General features: G+C 70.2%; 11 protein-coding genes and 2 pseudogenes. 9 read left to right on the forward strand and 4 right to left on the reverse strand.

Translation table 11 applies throughout. From position 1 onward, the window contains the following. The 3 genes and pseudogenes from secF to QQG74_RS11775 all read left to right on the forward strand — a co-directional run bounded on the left by secF (position 1) and on the right by QQG74_RS11775 (position 4545). Positions 1-1223: pseudogene (secF, locus tag QQG74_RS11765) on the forward strand (protein translocase subunit SecF). 106 nt (positions 1224-1329) lie between these two features. Then, positions 1330-1896 (forward strand): adenine phosphoribosyltransferase, encoded by a 567-nt coding sequence (locus tag QQG74_RS11770; RefSeq protein WP_341720325.1) that lies wholly within the window; start codon positions 1330-1332, stop codon positions 1894-1896. Positions 1897-2094: 198 nt separating this feature from the next. After that, entirely contained in the window at positions 2095-4545 is a 2451-nt protein-coding gene (locus tag QQG74_RS11775; RefSeq protein WP_341721210.1) for a bifunctional (p)ppGpp synthetase/guanosine-3',5'-bis(diphosphate) 3'-pyrophosphohydrolase, read from the forward strand. 85 nt (positions 4546-4630) lie between these two features. Here QQG74_RS11775 and QQG74_RS11780 read toward each other — a convergent pair whose 3' ends face one another. Together QQG74_RS11780 and QQG74_RS11785 are read right to left on the reverse strand one after the other, a co-directional pair. Beyond that, complete coding sequence (locus QQG74_RS11780; RefSeq protein ID WP_341720326.1) at positions 4631-5464, reverse strand: peptidylprolyl isomerase; 834 nt, start codon at positions 5462-5464, stop codon at positions 4631-4633. A 57-nt stretch (positions 5465-5521) separates the two neighbouring features. Further along, positions 5522-6442, reverse strand: a complete 921-nt coding sequence (locus QQG74_RS11785) for a peptidylprolyl isomerase (protein ID WP_341720327.1) — start codon at positions 6440-6442, stop codon at positions 5522-5524. Between the two features lie 252 nt (positions 6443-6694). On the opposite strand from QQG74_RS11785, the gene QQG74_RS11790 reads away from it, so the two are divergent. Both QQG74_RS11790 and hisS read left to right on the forward strand, forming a co-directional pair. Beyond that, positions 6695-7414, forward strand: coding sequence for an MBL fold metallo-hydrolase (locus tag QQG74_RS11790; protein WP_341720328.1), 720 nt, complete (start codon positions 6695-6697; stop codon positions 7412-7414). A 54-nt stretch (positions 7415-7468) separates the two neighbouring features. After that, positions 7469-8795, forward strand: a pseudogene (hisS, locus tag QQG74_RS11795) (histidine--tRNA ligase). Between the two features lie 220 nt (positions 8796-9015). On the opposite strand, the gene QQG74_RS11800 reads toward hisS, so the two are convergent. After that, positions 9016-9846 carry an SGNH/GDSL hydrolase family protein gene (locus tag QQG74_RS11800; protein ID WP_341720329.1) on the reverse strand — a complete coding sequence of 277 codons (831 nt, stop codon included), beginning with the start codon at positions 9844-9846 and terminating at the stop codon, positions 9016-9018. A gap of 248 nt (positions 9847-10094) precedes the next feature. On the opposite strand from QQG74_RS11800, the gene QQG74_RS11805 reads away from it, so the two are divergent. Next, complete coding sequence (locus tag QQG74_RS11805) at positions 10095-11147, forward strand: S1 family peptidase (RefSeq protein ID WP_341720330.1); 1053 nt, start codon at positions 10095-10097, stop codon at positions 11145-11147. A gap of 225 nt (positions 11148-11372) precedes the next feature. Here the strand turns inward: QQG74_RS11805 and QQG74_RS11810 are convergent, their stop codons facing one another. Further along, a complete protein-coding gene (locus tag QQG74_RS11810; RefSeq protein WP_341720331.1) occupies positions 11373-12089 on the reverse strand; it encodes a hypothetical protein in 717 nt (238 codons plus the stop codon). Positions 12090-12264: 175 nt separating this feature from the next. Here QQG74_RS11810 and QQG74_RS11815 point away from each other — a divergent pair, with 175 nt between their 5' ends. The 3 genes from QQG74_RS11815 (at position 12265) to aspS (ending at position 15697) form a co-directional block, all read left to right on the forward strand. Further along, on the forward strand, positions 12265-13065 hold the full coding sequence (locus QQG74_RS11815) for a hypothetical protein (RefSeq protein WP_341720332.1): 801 nt from the start codon (positions 12265-12267) through the stop codon (positions 13063-13065). Positions 13066-13102: 37 nt separating this feature from the next. Beyond that, the gene (locus QQG74_RS11820) at positions 13103-13744 is read left to right on the forward strand and encodes a hypothetical protein (RefSeq protein WP_341720333.1); all 642 of its coding nucleotides are present in this window, start codon (positions 13103-13105) and stop codon (positions 13742-13744) included. Between the two features lie 144 nt (positions 13745-13888). Next, complete coding sequence (gene aspS, locus QQG74_RS11825) at positions 13889-15697, forward strand: aspartate--tRNA ligase (protein ID WP_341720334.1); 1809 nt, start codon at positions 13889-13891, stop codon at positions 15695-15697. The last annotated feature ends 39 nt before the right edge of the window (positions 15698-15736 follow it).

The following is a 15736-nucleotide window of genomic DNA, read 5'->3' on the forward strand; positions in this document are numbered from 1 at the left end:
ATGGCCGCTGCTGAGAATTCTCTGGCGAGCCGGCTCTACCGGGGCGAGGCCGGCCTCAACATCGTCGGCCGGCGCAAGATGTGGTTCACCGTGGCCGCCGTGCTGGTGATGCTCGCGCTGGGCAGCATCCTGATCAAGGGGTTCAGCCTGGGCATCGAGTTCGCCGGCGGCAACTCGTTCCAGATCCCCACAAGCGTCGGCACGATGCAGGACGCGGAGGCCACCGCGGACCGGGTGTTGAGCGCCGAGGGCGCCCACGTGGTCACCGCGCAGCAGGTCGGCGGTGGCGGCGGCGAGTTCTACGAGCTGCGCACCACCCAGCTCGACGCCCCGCAGGCCGAGGCGGCCCGGCTCGCGATGGCCGAGCAGTTCGGCATCGACCCGGCGCAGATCAGCGCCAACCGGGTAAGCGAGGCGTGGGGCAGTCAGGTGACCAACCGGGCTCTGCTCGGTCTGGTCATCTTCCTCGGCGTGGTGACCACCTACCTGATCTTCCGGTTCGAGTGGCAGATGGCCGTCGCGGCGCTCTTCGCCCTGGTGATGAACCTGGTCTTCACCGCCGGCCTCTACTCGATCGTCGGGTTCGAGGTGACCCCGTCGACGATCATCGGTTTCCTCACCATTCTGGGCTTCGCGCTCTACGACGTGGTGGTGGTCTTCGACAAGGTCCAGGAGAACACCAGAGGAATCACCGCGAACAACAACCAGACCTACGGTGAGGCGGCCAACCTGGCCGTCAACCAGAGCCTGATGCGTTCGGTGAACACCTCGGTGGTGGCCCTGCTCCCGGTCGGCGGCATCCTGTTCATCGGGGCCGGCCTGCTCGGCGCGGGCACCCTGAAGGACCTCGGCCTGGTGCTCTTCGTCGGTATGGCGATGGCGTTCCTCACCTCGATCCTGCTGGCCACCCCGCTGCTTACGGTGCTGAAGGACCAGGACCCGCGGATCCAGGCCCACAACAAGCGGGTGGAGGCCCGGCGCGGCGCGGTGGCCCGCGGCGAGGTGCCGGCCACCCGGGCCGGCAAGTCCGCCGCCCCCGCCCGGCCGAGCAGCCGGACGAGGAGGAGGCGGCGGAGGAGCCGGTGTCGGCGGAGAGCGGTGCCCTGGCCGGTGCCGCCGCGCCCAAGGTGGGTGCCCGTCCGGCCGGCAAGCGCTCCGGCGCGGCCCGGGGCGGACGTCCCCGTGGCGGCGGCAACCGGCCCGGCGGCGGAAAGCGTCGCTGAGGCACACCGGGTGACGACCCGGTAGGAACGGACCCGACGGCGTCCGGCATGCTGTGCGAGCAGCGCGCCGGACGCCGTCGACATGTGGAAGGGGAGCGGAACCGCCGTGACGGAGACCCACAGCACCGGGGTACGCGGAGACAGCGGCCCGGAGGTGGCCCGGCTGGTCGCCAGCCGGGTGCTCGACGTGCCCGATTTCCCGAAACCCGGCGTCATGTTCAAGGACCTGATGCCGCTCTTCGCCGACGGGGACGTCTTCCGGGACGTGATCGACGGGATCGTCGCGTACCACGGACGGGACTCGTTCGACACAGTGGTCGGCATCGAGGCGCGTGGCTTCGTGATCGCTGCGGCCATCGCGTACGCCACCGGGGTCGGTGTGGTGCCGGTCCGCAAGGCCGGCAAGCTGCCCCGGCCCGCCTACGCCGCCTCCTACGCCCTGGAGTACGGCGAGGCGACCCTGGAGGTGCACCAGGACGCCTTCACGGCCGGGCACCGGGTGTTGGTGGTCGACGACGTGCTCGCCACCGGTGGCACCGCCGCGGCGACCCTGGATCTGGTGGAGCGGGCCGGTGGCACGGTGGCCGGTTTCACCGTGCTGCTGGAGCTGTCCTTCCTCGGTGGGCGGGACCGACTGGCACCGCGTCCGGTCCATGCCCTGTTGACCGTTTGAGACGACGCCGCCACGGGGCGGAGCCGGCACGGTCCGTCCGGCGGAGCGGCAGCGCACCTCCGGTGCGGGTAGCATTGCCCATTGCTGAGACGGACGGTCGCCCGTCCGAGCGGCGCGAGACCCAGGCCGGCCGGCGGACGGTCGGTTTCATTCCGGCGAGCGGTGAGGAGGCCGGTGTCCCACGATGTCGCCCCTCCGGTGGAGGGCACGGTGCACCCGACAGGCGACGCGGACGGCTCGGTGACCGATCGCAACAGCGCCGCCCCGGCGCCGGGCGGCGGATCCGGCACGGTCCGGCCCAGCAGCGATCTGGCACGTACGGCCGTCGGTGCCGACGTCGCTGCCGCCGAGACCACCGGTGACCCCTCGCCGAGCAGTGGCTTCGGCCTGTCCAACGCGCCCACCGGCCGCCGGGTTCGGGCGCGGCTGGCGCGGTTCAACGCCCCATGGCAGTCGTCGCAGGTCAGTGAGGTGCTGGAGCCGCTGATCGCGTCACACCGGGAGAATCACCCCAAGGCCGACGCGCGGCTGTTGCAGCGCGCCTTCGACACCTCGGCGCGTTGGCACTCCGGTCAGTACCGCAAGTCCGGGGACCCCTACATCACCCATCCGCTGGCGGTGGCGACAATCCTGGCCAACCTGGGCATGGACACCACCACCCTGGTCGCCGCGCTGCTGCACGACACCATCGAGGACACCGAGTACACCCTGGACCAGATGCGCGCGGACTTCGGTGGCGAGGTGGCCCTGCTGGTCGACGGCGTCACCAAGCTGGACAAGGTCAAGCTCGGTGACGCGGCCAAGGCCGAGACGATCCGCAAGATGGTGGTGGCCATGGCCAAGGACCCCCGGGTCCTGGTGATCAAGCTGGCCGACCGGCTGCACAACATGCGTACGCTCTCCTTCCTGCCGGCGCCGAAGCGGGAACAGAAGGCCAAGGAGACGCTGGAGATCCTCGCTCCGCTGGCCCACCGCCTCGGTATGAACACCATCAAGTGGGAGCTGGAGGATCTGGCCTTCGGCACGCTGTTCCCGAAGCGGTTCGAGGAGATCAACCGGCTGATCGGGGAGCACCAGCCGCAGCGGGAGGCGCTGCTGCGGCAGGTGACGCAGAAGGTGCAGACGGACCTGAAGGCCGCCAAGATCAAGGCGGAGACCACCGGTCGGCCGAAGCACCTCTACTCGATCTACCAGAAGATGATCGTGCGGGGCCGCGACTTCAACGACATCTACGACCTGGTGGGTGTGCGGATCCTGGTCGACACGGTGCGGGACTGCTACGCGGCGCTTGGGGTGATCCACGCGAACTGGCAGCCGGTACCGGGCCGGTTCAAGGACTACATCGCCATGCCCAAGTTCAACATGTACCAGTCGTTGCACACCACGGTGATCGGGCCGACCGGCAAGCCGGTGGAGATGCAGATCCGCACGTACGCGATGCACCGCACGGCGGAGTTCGGCATCGCGGCGCACTGGAAGTACAAGGAGCACAAGGGCACCCAGATCGTCGGTCCGCCGGCGCACATCGACGAGATGACCTGGCTGCGGCAGTTGCTGGACTGGCAGCGGGAGGCGGCGGACCCGAGCGAGTTCCTGGACGCGCTGCGCTTCGACCTGTCCAGCCAGGAGGTGTACGTCTTCACCCCGAAGGGCGACGTCATCCCGCTGCCGACCGGGTCGACGCCGGTGGACTTCGCGTACGCGGTGCACACCGAGGTCGGGCACAAGTGCATCGGTGCGCGGGTGAACGGCAAGCTGGTGCCGCTGGAGTCGACGCTCTCCAACGGCGACGTGATCGAGATCTTCACCTCGAAGTCCGACACCGCCGGCCCGACGCAGGACTGGCTGGGTTTCGTCAAGAGCCCCCGGGCGCGGACGAAGATCCGGCAGTACTTCAACAAGGAACGCCGCGAGGAGGCGATCGAGGAGGGCAAGGACGCGATCGTCAAGGCGATGCGCAAGCAGGGCATGCCGTTGCAGCGGATGCTCACCTCCGACAACCTGATGGCGATCGCCCGTGACCTGCACCTGGCCGACGTGGCGTCGCTCTACGCGGCGGTCGGCGACAGCCAGGTCTCCGCCCAGTCCGTGGTGCAGAAGCTGATGGCCACCTACGGCGGCGAGGAGGGCGCGGCCGAGGACATCGCCGAGACCGCCGTGGCCACCCGGCCGCCGCGCAGCCGGGCCAACAGCCACGACCCGGGTGTGGTGGTCCGTGGGGTCAGCGACGTGTGGATCAAGCTGGCCCGCTGCTGCACCCCGGTCCCGCCGGACTCGGTCTTCGGCTTCGTGACCCGCTCCGGCGGCGTGAGCGTGCACCGCGACGACTGCGCCAACGCCGAGGATCTGCGCGCCCAGGGCGAACGGGTGGTCGAGGTGAACTGGAAGCTCACCTCCGCCTCGACCTTCCTGGTCGCGATCCAGGTGGAGGCCCTCGACCGGCACAAGCTGCTCGCGGACGTCACCCGGGTGCTCTCCGACGAACGGGTGAACATCCTCTCCGCCACCGTCACCACCACCCGTGACCGGGTGGCGGTGAGCCGGTTCAGCTTCGAGATGGCCGACCCGAAGCACCTGGGTCACCTGCTGGCCGCCGTCCGCAAGGTGGACGGCGTCTTCGACGCCTACCGCGTAACCTCCGGCTCCTGAACGCAGAGCGGCCCGGACCGCAGAGGCCCTGAGCGCGGTAGCGCCCGCCGGCTGGGCCGGCGGGCGCTACGTGCGGTACGGGGTGCTAGGCGTCGGTCATGGTGAGGTCGGTGATGACGACCTCCTTCTTCGGGTGACCGCCACCGGCCTGCTGCGCGAACGCGCCGTCGTCGCCGGCCTTGGCGACCTCCTCGACGATGTCCATGCCGCCGGTGATCGTGCCGAGCACCGTGTAGTTCGGGTCCAGCGGCGAGTCGCCGTAGACGATGAAGAACTGGCTGCCGGTGCTGGCGGGCTGACCCGAGTTGGCCATCGCGATGACACCCGCCGGGTACGGCGGTCGCATCTCGGTCGGCAGGTTCTCCTCGGCCATCCGGTAGCTCGGGCCACCGGTGCCGTCGCTGTCCCGCCAGCCCTTGCCGGTCGCGCTCGGGTCACCGCACTGGAGCACCTTGATGCCCTCGGTCACCAGGCGGTGGCACTTGGTGTTGTCGAAGAAGTTCTGCTCGGCGAGGTGGACGAAGCTGCCCGCCGTGCAGGGCACCGCCGACCGGTTGATCCGGGCGGTGATCGGGCCGAGGTTGGTGTTGATCGTCATGGTCTGGGTGCCGACCCGGCTCTGCTGGGCGTCCGGCATGCCGACGTCCTTGGTCGTCGGGGTCCGCTCACCCGCCGGGATCTCGACCCAGTCGCACTGCACGGTGTCCGCGTTCTGGGCGGCGTTGTCGGTGCCGCTGTCGTCGCCGATCAGGTTGCTGGCCAGCCAGGCTGTGCCGGCGACCACCAGCAGCAGGACCACGCCGGCCCCCACCACCGCCTGGGTCTGGCGGCGCTTGCGGGCCCGGGCAGCCCGCTCGGCCATCTCCTTCTCGAGCCGGGCGCGGGCCGCCGCGCGCTGCCGCTCTCTGGTGGACGTCACGCCTCGATCCTCCTGGACGTTATGTGGATGCCGCTGCTGTGTGCTGGGATCCGCTGGTCAGCTGGCGCTCGCGCTGGCCTCGGGCGCGCCGGAAGCCGCAGGGCTCGGCGTACCCGAGGGGGTGGAGTCGGCGGGCGATGCCGGATCCAGCACCGGCTCACCGACGGTCAGGCTCTGGATGACCACGTCGTCCTTCTCCGGCTTGACCTTCTCCCCAGCCCCATTGTCCACGGTCGGCAGGGCGCCGATCTTTTCCACGACGTCGAGTCCCTCGGTGACCCGACCGATGATCGGGTACTGGGCTTCCTCGGTCGGGGTGTGGTCCTTGAAGAAGATCAGGAACTGGCTGCCGTTGGCGCCCGGCGGGTTCGAGATCATCGCGACCGTGCCCTTCGGGTACGTCGGCGGCGCGTCCGGGGCCGGGCTGGCCTCCGGCGACGCTTCCGGCGCGGTGGGCAGGTTCTCGCTGTAGAACGAGTACGTCGGGCCGCCCAGCCCGGTGCCGCTCGGGTCGCCGCAGCGCAGCGCGCCCTCGGGCCGGATCTCGTGGCACTTCGTGTTGTCGTAGAACGACTGGCTCGCCAGGTGGGCGATGCTCGCGGCGGCGCACGGGGCATCCGCCAGGTTCAGCTCGATGGAGATCGGCGAGCCCTGGTTGGTGACCACGGTCATCGGCCGGGTGCCGGTGACCGGCAGCCCGCTGGTGGCCGGCTGGCCGACGTCCTTGAGGTTGCTGTTGCCCTCGGTGTTCTGCGGGGTCCAGAGGCAGACCTCGTCGGCGGCGCTGGTGTCCGTCGGCTCGGAGTCGAACGCGCCGAGCGCCCAGGCTGAACCGGCCACGACCAGCACGAGGATCAGGACAGTGCCGACGCCGGCGCGGATCTGCCGACGACGTTTGGCGGCGGCGGCCCGGCGGGCCAGTTGCCGGTCGAGCTTGGCCCGCGCCAGTTTGCGCTGCCGGTCCCTGCTGGAAGCCACCCGTGCTCCCCTTCCTCTACCCTTGGTCGTCAGCCGGTGGTCGCGTACCCGTCGGGCGGCAGGTGCGCCACGCCACACGCCCGCCAGAGTGTACGGGTACCGGCTGGGAAAGTGGTGTACGAGGTCGCAGTCGATGTGTATCGGGGTGCGTCAGTGTCCTCTGGTGCCGCTGGGACGGATGCGCGATCCAGCGCTTCGGGTGCCGGTTAGGCTGCGGCGGAGACGACAGTACCGACGGAAAGGGGAGCAGACGTGCTCGTGACCGGCTTTCCCGCGGACGCCTTCGGCACCAACTGCTACGTGGTCGCCGCCGGGCCGGGGGAACAGTGCGTGGTGGTCGATCCCGGCATCGGGGTGATCGACCGGCTCGACGCGCTGCTCGCCGAGCACCGCCTGCATCCGGCCGCGGTGCTGCTCACCCACGGGCACCTCGACCACACCTTCTCCGTGGCACCGGTCTGCGGGGCGCGCGGGATCACCGCGTACGTGCACCCGGACGACCTTGAGCTGCTGGCCGACCCGACCAAGGGGCTGTCGGCGGATCTGACCCAGATGTTCGGTGGCCGGCTGCCCTACGCCGAGCCGGAGGACGTGGCCGAGCTGGCCGACGGTACGACGCTCACCCTCGCCGGGTTGGAGATCACCGTCGACCACGCACCCGGCCATACCGGCGGGTCGGTGCTGTTCCGGCTGCCCGGCGCCGGCTCGCCCTGGGAGGCGGAGCAGATCTGCCTCTCCGGTGACGTGCTCTTCGCCGGCTCGATCGGCCGCACCGACCTGCCGGGCGGCAGCCTGCCGACGATGATCAACAGCCTCCGGGACAAGATCCTTCCGCTGGCCGACGACACCGTCGTACTGCCCGGCCACGGCCCCGCGACCACCATCGGCCGCGAGCGCGCCACCAACCCGTACCTCGCCGAGGTGGTCGGGCTGGGCGGCGGGCGACCGACGGCCCCCACCCGTGGCCTGTAACGGCCGCACCCACGCTCTCCCGCGCCGTGCGTGCGGGTTTCCGATCGGAGCATCATGAGCAAGCCCACGCCCATCTCCGGCTTCCCGGAGTGGACGCCCGCCCAGCGGATGATCGAGCAGTTCGTCCTCGACCGGATCCGCGCCACCTTCGAGTTGTACGGCTTCGCGCCGCTGGAGACCCGGGCCGTCGAACCGCTCGACCAGCTGCTGCGCAAGGGGGAGACCTCCAAGGAGGTCTACGTGATCCGGCGCCTGCACGGCGACCCGGAGGGCCCGGCCGGCGACGACACCCTCGGACTGCACTTCGACCTCACCGTGCCGTTCGCCCGTTACGTGCTGGAGAACGCCGGCAAGCTGCACTTCCCGTTCCGCCGCTACCAGATCCAGAAGGTCTGGCGGGGGGAACGCCCCCAGGAGGGTCGGTACCGGGAGTTCCTCCAGGCCGACATCGACATCGTCGACCGGGACACCCTCGCCGGACACCACGAGGCGGAGATGCCGCTGGTGATCGGCGATGCGCTGCGCTCGCTGCCGATCCCGCCGGTGCGCATCCAGGTCAACAACCGCAAGATCTGCGAGGGCTTCTACCGGGGCATCGGGCTGACCGACCCGGAGGCGGCGCTGCGCGCCGTGGACAAGCTCGACAGGATCGGTCCGGCCGGCGTGACGGAGCTGCTGACCACCACGGCCGGGGCGAACGAGGCGCAGGCCAAGGCGGTGCTGACGCTTGCCGAGATCTCCGCGCCGGACGCCTCCTTCGCCGACGCGGTGCGCGCACTCGGGGTGAGCCACCCGCTGCTCGACGAGGGCCTTGAGGAACTGGTCCGGGTGGTGGAGACCGCCGCCGCGCACGCGCCCGGTCTCTGCGTGGCCGACCTGCGGATCGCCCGTGGCCTGGACTACTACACCGGCACCGTCTACGAGACCCAGATGATCGGGTACGAGCGGTTCGGCTCGGTCTGTTCCGGCGGCCGGTACGACAATCTGGCCAGTGCCGGGAACGTCCGCTTCCCCGGGGTCGGCATCTCGATCGGGGTGACCCGGCTGCTCGGCCTGCTCTTCGGTGCCAAGGCCCTGTCGATTTCCCGGGAGGTGCCCACCTGCGTGCTGGTGGCGGTGACAGCCGAGGAGTTGCGGGAGGCCAGCAACCGGATCGCTGCCGACCTGCGCTCCCGGGGTATCCCGACCGAGGTGTCGCCGAGCGCGGCGAAGTTCGGCAAGCAGATCCGGTACGCCGAGCGGCGCGGCATCCCCTACGTCTGGTTCCCCGGCGCCGACGGCGCCGCCGACGAGGTGAAGGACATCCGCTCCGGCACCCAGTTGCCCGCCACCCCCGACACCTGGCTCCCCCACCCCCGACCTAAAACCCCAGGTGAACTAACCCCACCCCACCCCACCCCCACCCCCACCCCCACCCCCACCCCTCACCCTCACCCTCACCCCCACCCTCGCCCTCGCCTCACCCCCACCTCGCTCCCGCGATCTTGCACTTTCGGTCGGCGTTACGGGCGATAAGTCCCGGTTTGCGGCGACAGAAAGTGCAAGATCGCGAGGGGTGGGGTGGGTGGGGTGGGGTGGGGGTGGGGAGGGGGCGGGGGTTACTACCAGGCGAAGCCGGCGGGGTAGGAGACGGTGGCCAGGACCTGCTGGCCGGTGGCGTTGGGGTGGAAGTAGTCCCAGCCGGAGAGCTGGGCGAGGGTGAACGGGTAGCCGAAGACGGCGTTGCCGTCGTACTTGCAGTTCGACCCGTAGGCGGCGCAGGCCGCCGCGAGCTGGCCGTTGAAGTCGATCACCCGTTGCCGGACGCGGTTGCGCCGGTCGACGTCGGCCTGCGCGGTGGAGGTCGGACTGGCCAGGAGGGACTGGCAGATGCCAAAGAGCGACCAGGCCGTACGGGCGCTGCTGCTGCCCTTGCCGACCGACCAGAGGCGGTGCACGTCCGGGATGCTGATCACGTAGACCTTGGCGTTCGGCAGGCCGGACTTGAGCCGGTTCAGCGCGGAGTCGATGTTGGACCGGAAGGTGGCCGTCGAGGTCATCGTCGACTCGGAACTGGTGCAGGCGTCGTTCGCACCGATCAGGATCGTCACGTAGCCGACCCCCTGGCTGACTGCGGTGCCGGCCTGGCCGTACAGGTCGGCGGACTTCGCCCCGGTGCGGGCGGCGTTGTGGTTGCGGCCGTTGATTGCCGAGTTGACCCGGCGGATGCGCAGGTAGTGGCTGTTCACGGCGGAGTCGTCGCCGGTGCTGAACGAGCGGCTGGTGCAGTCGACGTACCACCCGCAGGCGTTGAAGCCCCGGGTGATGGAGTCGCCGAGACTCGCCATCGAGGTCGGTGGTGGGCCGGGGTTGGCGCTGGCGGGGCTGGTCGCCAGCAGCAGGAGTGCGGTGACGCTGGCGAGGGTGGCCAGCGTGCGTCGGGCGAGGGTCATCGTGGCCTCCGGTTCGCGGTTGCCGGGCCGTACGGCGGTGACCTGAGGGTATAGATGACCTTCTGTATCCACAATGTTGCGGGGCGGTTACGTGTGGCCGAGGGGTGAATACGGGCAAACAGGGGTCTTGCCTACGATCTTAAATATGTGAATACTTTCCATCGCTTGGCCGTTTCCGCAGGTGGCCGAGTTGCCCCCTGCCCTGTCGCCATGACAGGGTCCTCAACCCCCATCCAGGAGGCTGTTACATGCGACCCACAAGGTCAATGCTGCGCCGCGTCGTCACCGTCGCCGCCGCCGGAACCCTGGTGGCCGGCGCGCTGGCCGGCGCGCCGGCTCAGGCGGCGCCCGCGTCCGCCTCACCCGACGCCGCGTCCGCCCTCGCCGATCGACTCGGCGACCGCGCCGCCGGTGCGTACGCCGACGCCGCCGGCAAGATGGTCGTCGCGGTGACCGACAGCGTGGCGGCCCGCCAGGTGGCCGCCGCCGGTGCCACCCCGAAGATCGTCAAGCGCGGTGCCGCCGAGCTGAACCGGGCCACCGCCGAACTGGACCGTTCCGCCGCGATCCCCGGTACCGCCTGGTGGGTCGATTCGGCCACCAACCAGGTCGTCGTCTCCGTGGACAGCACCGTCACCGGCGCGAAGCTGGAGCGGGTGAAGGCCGCTGCGGCGCGGACCAACGGGGCGGTACGCATCGAAGCCGAGGCCGGTGTGCTGAGCACCCGGATCTCCGGCGGCCAGGCCATCTACGCGCAGGGCGGCGGGCGCTGCTCGCTCGGCTTCAACGTGCGCGCCGGCAGCACGTACTACTTCATCACCGCCGGGCACTGCACCAACATCGCCGCGAACTGGTACAGCAACTCGGGGCAGACTTCGCTGCTGGGTTCGCGTGCCGGCAGCGTCTTCCCGGGCAGCGACTACGGCATCGTCCGGTACAGCAACCAGAGCACCGTGCAGCCGGGCAACGTCTCGCTGTACAACGGCAGCTTCCGCGACATCACCGCTTCCGGTAACGCCTATGTCGGCCAGTCGGCGCAGCGCTCCGGCAGCACCACCGGCGTACGCAGCGGCTCGGTGACCGCCCTCAACGCCACTGTCAACTACGCCGAGGGTCAGGTTCGTGGCCTGATCCGGACCAACATCTGCGCCCAGCCGGGTGACAGCGGCGGCTCGCTGTTCAGCGGCACCATCGCCCTCGGCCTGACCTCCGGCGGCAGCGGCAACTGCTCGACCGGCGGCACCACCTACTTCCAGCCGGTCGGGCCGGTGCTGAGCCGGTACGGCGTAAGCGTCTACTGACCCTAGCGCTAGCCTTCTCCTCCGCCAGCGGGCCGCCGGATTCCTCCTCCGGCGGCCCGCCCACGTCTGCGGCCATTCCGTGTCCGGGCGGTCAGTCAGTGTCCGGGCGGTCAGCCGTGTCCGGCCGGTCAGCCGTGTCCGGGCGGCCATTCCGTGTCCGGGCGGCCATTCCGTGTCCGGCTGGTCAGTCCGTGTCCGGGCGGTCAGTGGCGGCCAAGCGGTCGGTCAGTCGGCGGCCAGGCGGGCATCGGTGAGCACCACGAGGTCGCTCGGCCGCTCGCACTGCACCCGCAGCGTCACGTCGTCGGCATCCTCGACGTCGACGGAGAGCGGTGCCCCGGTGCCCGAGGCAGCGACCGGGTCACCCCGCCTCGGCCGGTTGATCGTGCCGTCGGGCTGCTTGATGGAGACAAAGACCTCCAGGTACGCCTTGGCTGGTCGACTCGGCGCCGCAGAATGGTGCCGCACCTGAGCGGTAAGGCGGAAATACCGTCGTCCCAGTTCGTAGACCACCGCGCGGAACTTGTCCTGACTCGTGTTCTCCGGGCAACGGATGATGATCGAGTTTTCGTACCCGGGCTGACCGGCGAGTTCCCGAGGCAGTTCGGCGAGGTTGGTACGACCGCCCAGCACGGTCATACCTCTGAGGTCCTCCTCCGCCGCGTCGGCCGGGCTGTTCGTAGCGGCCGTGCCCCGGGTCGCGGTGGTGCCGGTCGTCCAGTCACCGCCGTCGGTCGGTGCGGACCTCGTCGGATCGTTCGACGTGCTGCCCGGCCAGGTCACGTCGAAGTAGTCGCGGGCAAGACCGGTGCCGGCGAACAGGACACTGAGCGCGGCCAGCGCCCCGGCGGTGCGCCGTCCGCGTCCGCGTCCGCGCCCCGACCCGTCGTCCGGCCCGCCGCGTTGCCGCTCCGCCACCTGCGGGTCGTCGGTTGCCGCCACGTCGTTCCCCCGGAGGCCTTTGCTGCGTGGACGGTGACAACTTCTATCACCGGCGGCCCATTATTACGACGTTCCGCGAGCGCGCTGTCGTGAATGTGATAGTCGTCGAACATCATCTCTGCAATAAACGCCACTGTCCGCGACATTCTCCGCTTGAGCGCAGGAGGTGGCTCCCGTGAGCCAACCGTACGGTGGCGACCAGTCACGCGACCCCGGCCTGGCCCCGCCCAACCCACCGGCGAGCGGTCCGGCCAGCGCGAGCCCCGCGTCCGCCCGCCGAGGCGCGGCGCCCGGTCACCGGATTGCCCTGGTGGCCCTCGCGGTCGCGGCCCTGGCGCTGCTGCTGGCGTTCGGCACCACGCTGGTCGCCTGGCGTGCGCTCGACCAGGCCCGGGACGCGAAGGCGATCGCCCTCAACGAACAGCGGCCGCCGGAGCCTTCCCCGCCACCTGCGACCATCCCGGCACCCGGCGACGACGTCGAGTCGCCCTCGATGTCGGCGGACGTGCCACTCCCGTCCGGTGAGGCGCCGGTGCTCAACGAGCAGACCGAGTACAAGCCGAAGTACGCGAAGCAGCCACTGGTCTTCAAGGCCAGCTGCTCGACCTCTGGAGTGATGTACGCCGACCTGGATGAGCCGCGGGCCCTCAACGACAGAGCCGGTGCCGAGATCCAGTTCAGACAGAGCTGCGGTACCGAGCCCACGACCTTCCTGCTGATGAACGATGTGGACGGTAGCGAGGCGGCCACACCCGGCATGGAGCCCAAGGAGTGCGCCGAGAAGATCCGCAGCGAGCTGATTCCCAAGGGTGATCCGATTCCGGTCCGGAAGAACGCCACCCTGTGCCTGACCACCGACTACCAGGCGGCGCGGGACCGTGGCGAGCCGTGGCGGATCATCCTGCTCCAGGTGGTCGGCATGGCCATCGACGGTACGACGTCGGTCGAGGTGTCGGCCTGGGACATCCCGGACTAGGTCTGTGCCAGCGCCGGACATCGCGTACGGTCGACCGGTGGTCGTACGACTCCTGGCGCGGCTGCGTCCACCGGTTGTCGTGGGCGGGCAGGTGTTTGCCTGGTTGCTGCTCGCACTGGACGCGCGCCGCGAATGGAGTGCGTACTGGTTTGTCGTGCTTCTCCTGTTGCTCGGTGTGCTTGCGGCGATCCCAGCGGCACTGGTCGGCTCGCCGGAACTCCGGCTGGTCGCCCTGCTCACCCACACCATCGGTGCCGGGATCGTCGCGCTGGCCCTGTATGACACGGCGGACAAGCGGGCCCTGTGGGCGTACGCCCTGACCGCCCTGGCGGCGGTGGCCCTGCCGGCCAGCCGGCCGGCGCGCGGTCGGACGACCATGATCGGTATGGGGTTGGCCTTCGTGCTCACCATCGGCGTATCGGCTCCTGCGCTGGCCTGGGGTGGTAGACAGCCCGAGGCGGTGGTGTGCGTGCGGCCGGGAGGTTCCGTTGACCAGCTGATCCGCGAGAGACACCACTTCGATCCCGATCACCTCATTGCCGGCTTCGGATCCGACGGGCCGCATACCTCGTGCCTGGAGGTGCTCTTCGACCCCGGTGCCACCGCTGGCGACGCCGACGACGTCGCACGCCGCTACTCCGAAGACCCGAGGGTCGTGTCCGTGCGCCGGACGTCCTGACGGACAGGATGAGCTAACGGGATGTTAAGAAGGGGCCCTTCCTCTACCGGAGGCGTTAACAGGGGGCCCTTCCTTACACCCCGGCGGCGGGGGCGGGCAGAATGCGGGAGCACAGACGTTCAGTAGACGAGGGGGACGCACGTCGTGATCCGTACCCATGACGCCGGCAGCCTGCGCGCGACGGATGCCGGCACCACGGTGACGCTTGCCGGATGGGTGGCCCGCCGGCGCGACCACGGCGGTGTCATCTTCGTCGATCTGCGTGACGGCTCCGGCGTGGTGCAGGTGGTCTTCCGCGAGGAGGACGCGCACGCGCTGCGCAACGAATACTGCGTCAAGGTCGTCGGTGAGGTCACCCGGCGGCCCGGGGGCAACGAGAACCCGGAGCTGCCCACCGGCGAGATCGAGGTGACCGCGACCGAACTGGACGTCCTCTCCGAGGCGGCACCGCTGCCGCTGCCGGTGGACGACCAGGTGGTGGCCGGTGACGACGTACGGCTCAAGTACCGCTACCTCGACCTGCGGCGCAGCGGCCCGGCCCGGGCGATGCGGCTGCGCTCGCGGGCCAACCAGCTCGCCCGCACCGTGCTGCACGAGCGGGACTTCCTGGAGATCGAGACTCCGACGCTGACCCGGTCCACCCCGGAGGGCGCCCGCGACTTCCTGGTTCCGGTGAGGTTGCAGCCCGGCAGCTGGTACGCGTTGCCGCAGTCGCCGCAGCTGTTCAAGCAGCTGCTGATGGTCGGCGGGATGGAGCGCTACTACCAGATCGCCCGCTGCTACCGCGACGAGGACTTCCGGGCCGACCGGCAGCCCGAGTTCACTCAGCTCGACATCGAGATGTCCTTCGTCACCGAGGACGACGTGATCGACCTGGGCGAGGCGATCGTCGCCGCCCTCTGGTCCGACCTGGCCGGTCACGAGATCCCCCGCCCGATCCCGCGGATCACCTGGCACGACGCGATGGCGCGGTACGGCTCGGACAAGCCGGACCTGCGCTACGGCGTGGAGCTGACCGAGCTGACCGACTACCTGCGCGGCACCCAGTTCCGGGTCTTCGCCGGTGCGATCGACGCGGGCGGCTACGTCGGCGCGGTGGTCATGCCCGGCGGGGCGGCGCAGACCCGCAAGGAACTGGACGGCTGGCAGGACTGGGCCAAGGCGCGCGGTGCCAAGGGCCTGGCGTACGTGGTGCTCGACGCGGAGACCGGCGAGGCGCGCGGGCCGGTGGCGAAGAACCTCTCGGCCGAGCACCTGGCCGGGCTGGCCGACGCGGTCGGCGCCAAGCCGGGCGACGCGATCTTCTTTGCCGCCAGCGCGCAGACCCGGGAGGCGCAGGAGCTGCTCGGTGCGGCCCGGATCGAGATTGCGCGGCGGGCTGGTCTGGTCGACGAGGGTGCCTGGGCGTTCTGCTGGGTGGTCGACGCGCCGATGTTCGAACGGACCGACGAGGGCGGCTGGACCGCCGTGCACCACCCGTTCACGTCGCCGAACGCCGAGTGGGTCGACCGGTTCGAGGAGGCACCGGACCGGGCCCTGGCGTACGCGTACGACATCGTCTGCAACGGCAACGAGATCGGCGGCGGCTCGATCCGTATCCACCGCCGTGACGTCCAGCAGCGGGTCTTTCACCTGCTCGGCATCACGCCTGAGGAGGCGCAGGACAAGTTCGGCTTCCTGTTGGAGGCGTTCAGCTACGGCCCGCCGCCGCACGGCGGCATCGCCTTCGGCTGGGACCGGGTCTGCATGCTGCTCGCCGGCGCCGACTCGATCCGTGAGGTGATCGCCTTCCCGAAGACCCGGGGCGGCTTCGACCCGCTTACCGGCGCACCCACCCCGATCACCACCCAGCAGCGTGCCGAAGCCGGCATCGACGCCAAGCCCAAGCCCCAGCCGACCCCGTCCCACCAGGGCACCGCCGGCCCCGCCGCCCCGGTAGCCGACCCCACCTGATCCCGACCTTCCTCGTTGACCATGAAGTTGTCGTCCGGC

Source organism: Micromonospora sp. FIMYZ51, from assembly GCF_038246755.1.
Classification (GTDB): domain Bacteria; phylum Actinomycetota; class Actinomycetes; order Mycobacteriales; family Micromonosporaceae; genus Micromonospora.

Coding starts and splice junctions, on each gene's coding strand:
- QQG74_RS11800 (WP_341720329.1), bottom strand. CDS start 9,846: ATGACCCTCGCCCGACGCACGCTGGCCACCCTCGCCAGCGTCACCGCA.
- QQG74_RS11805 (WP_341720330.1), top strand. CDS start 10,095: ATGCGACCCACAAGGTCAATGCTGCGCCGCGTCGTCACCGTCGCCGCC.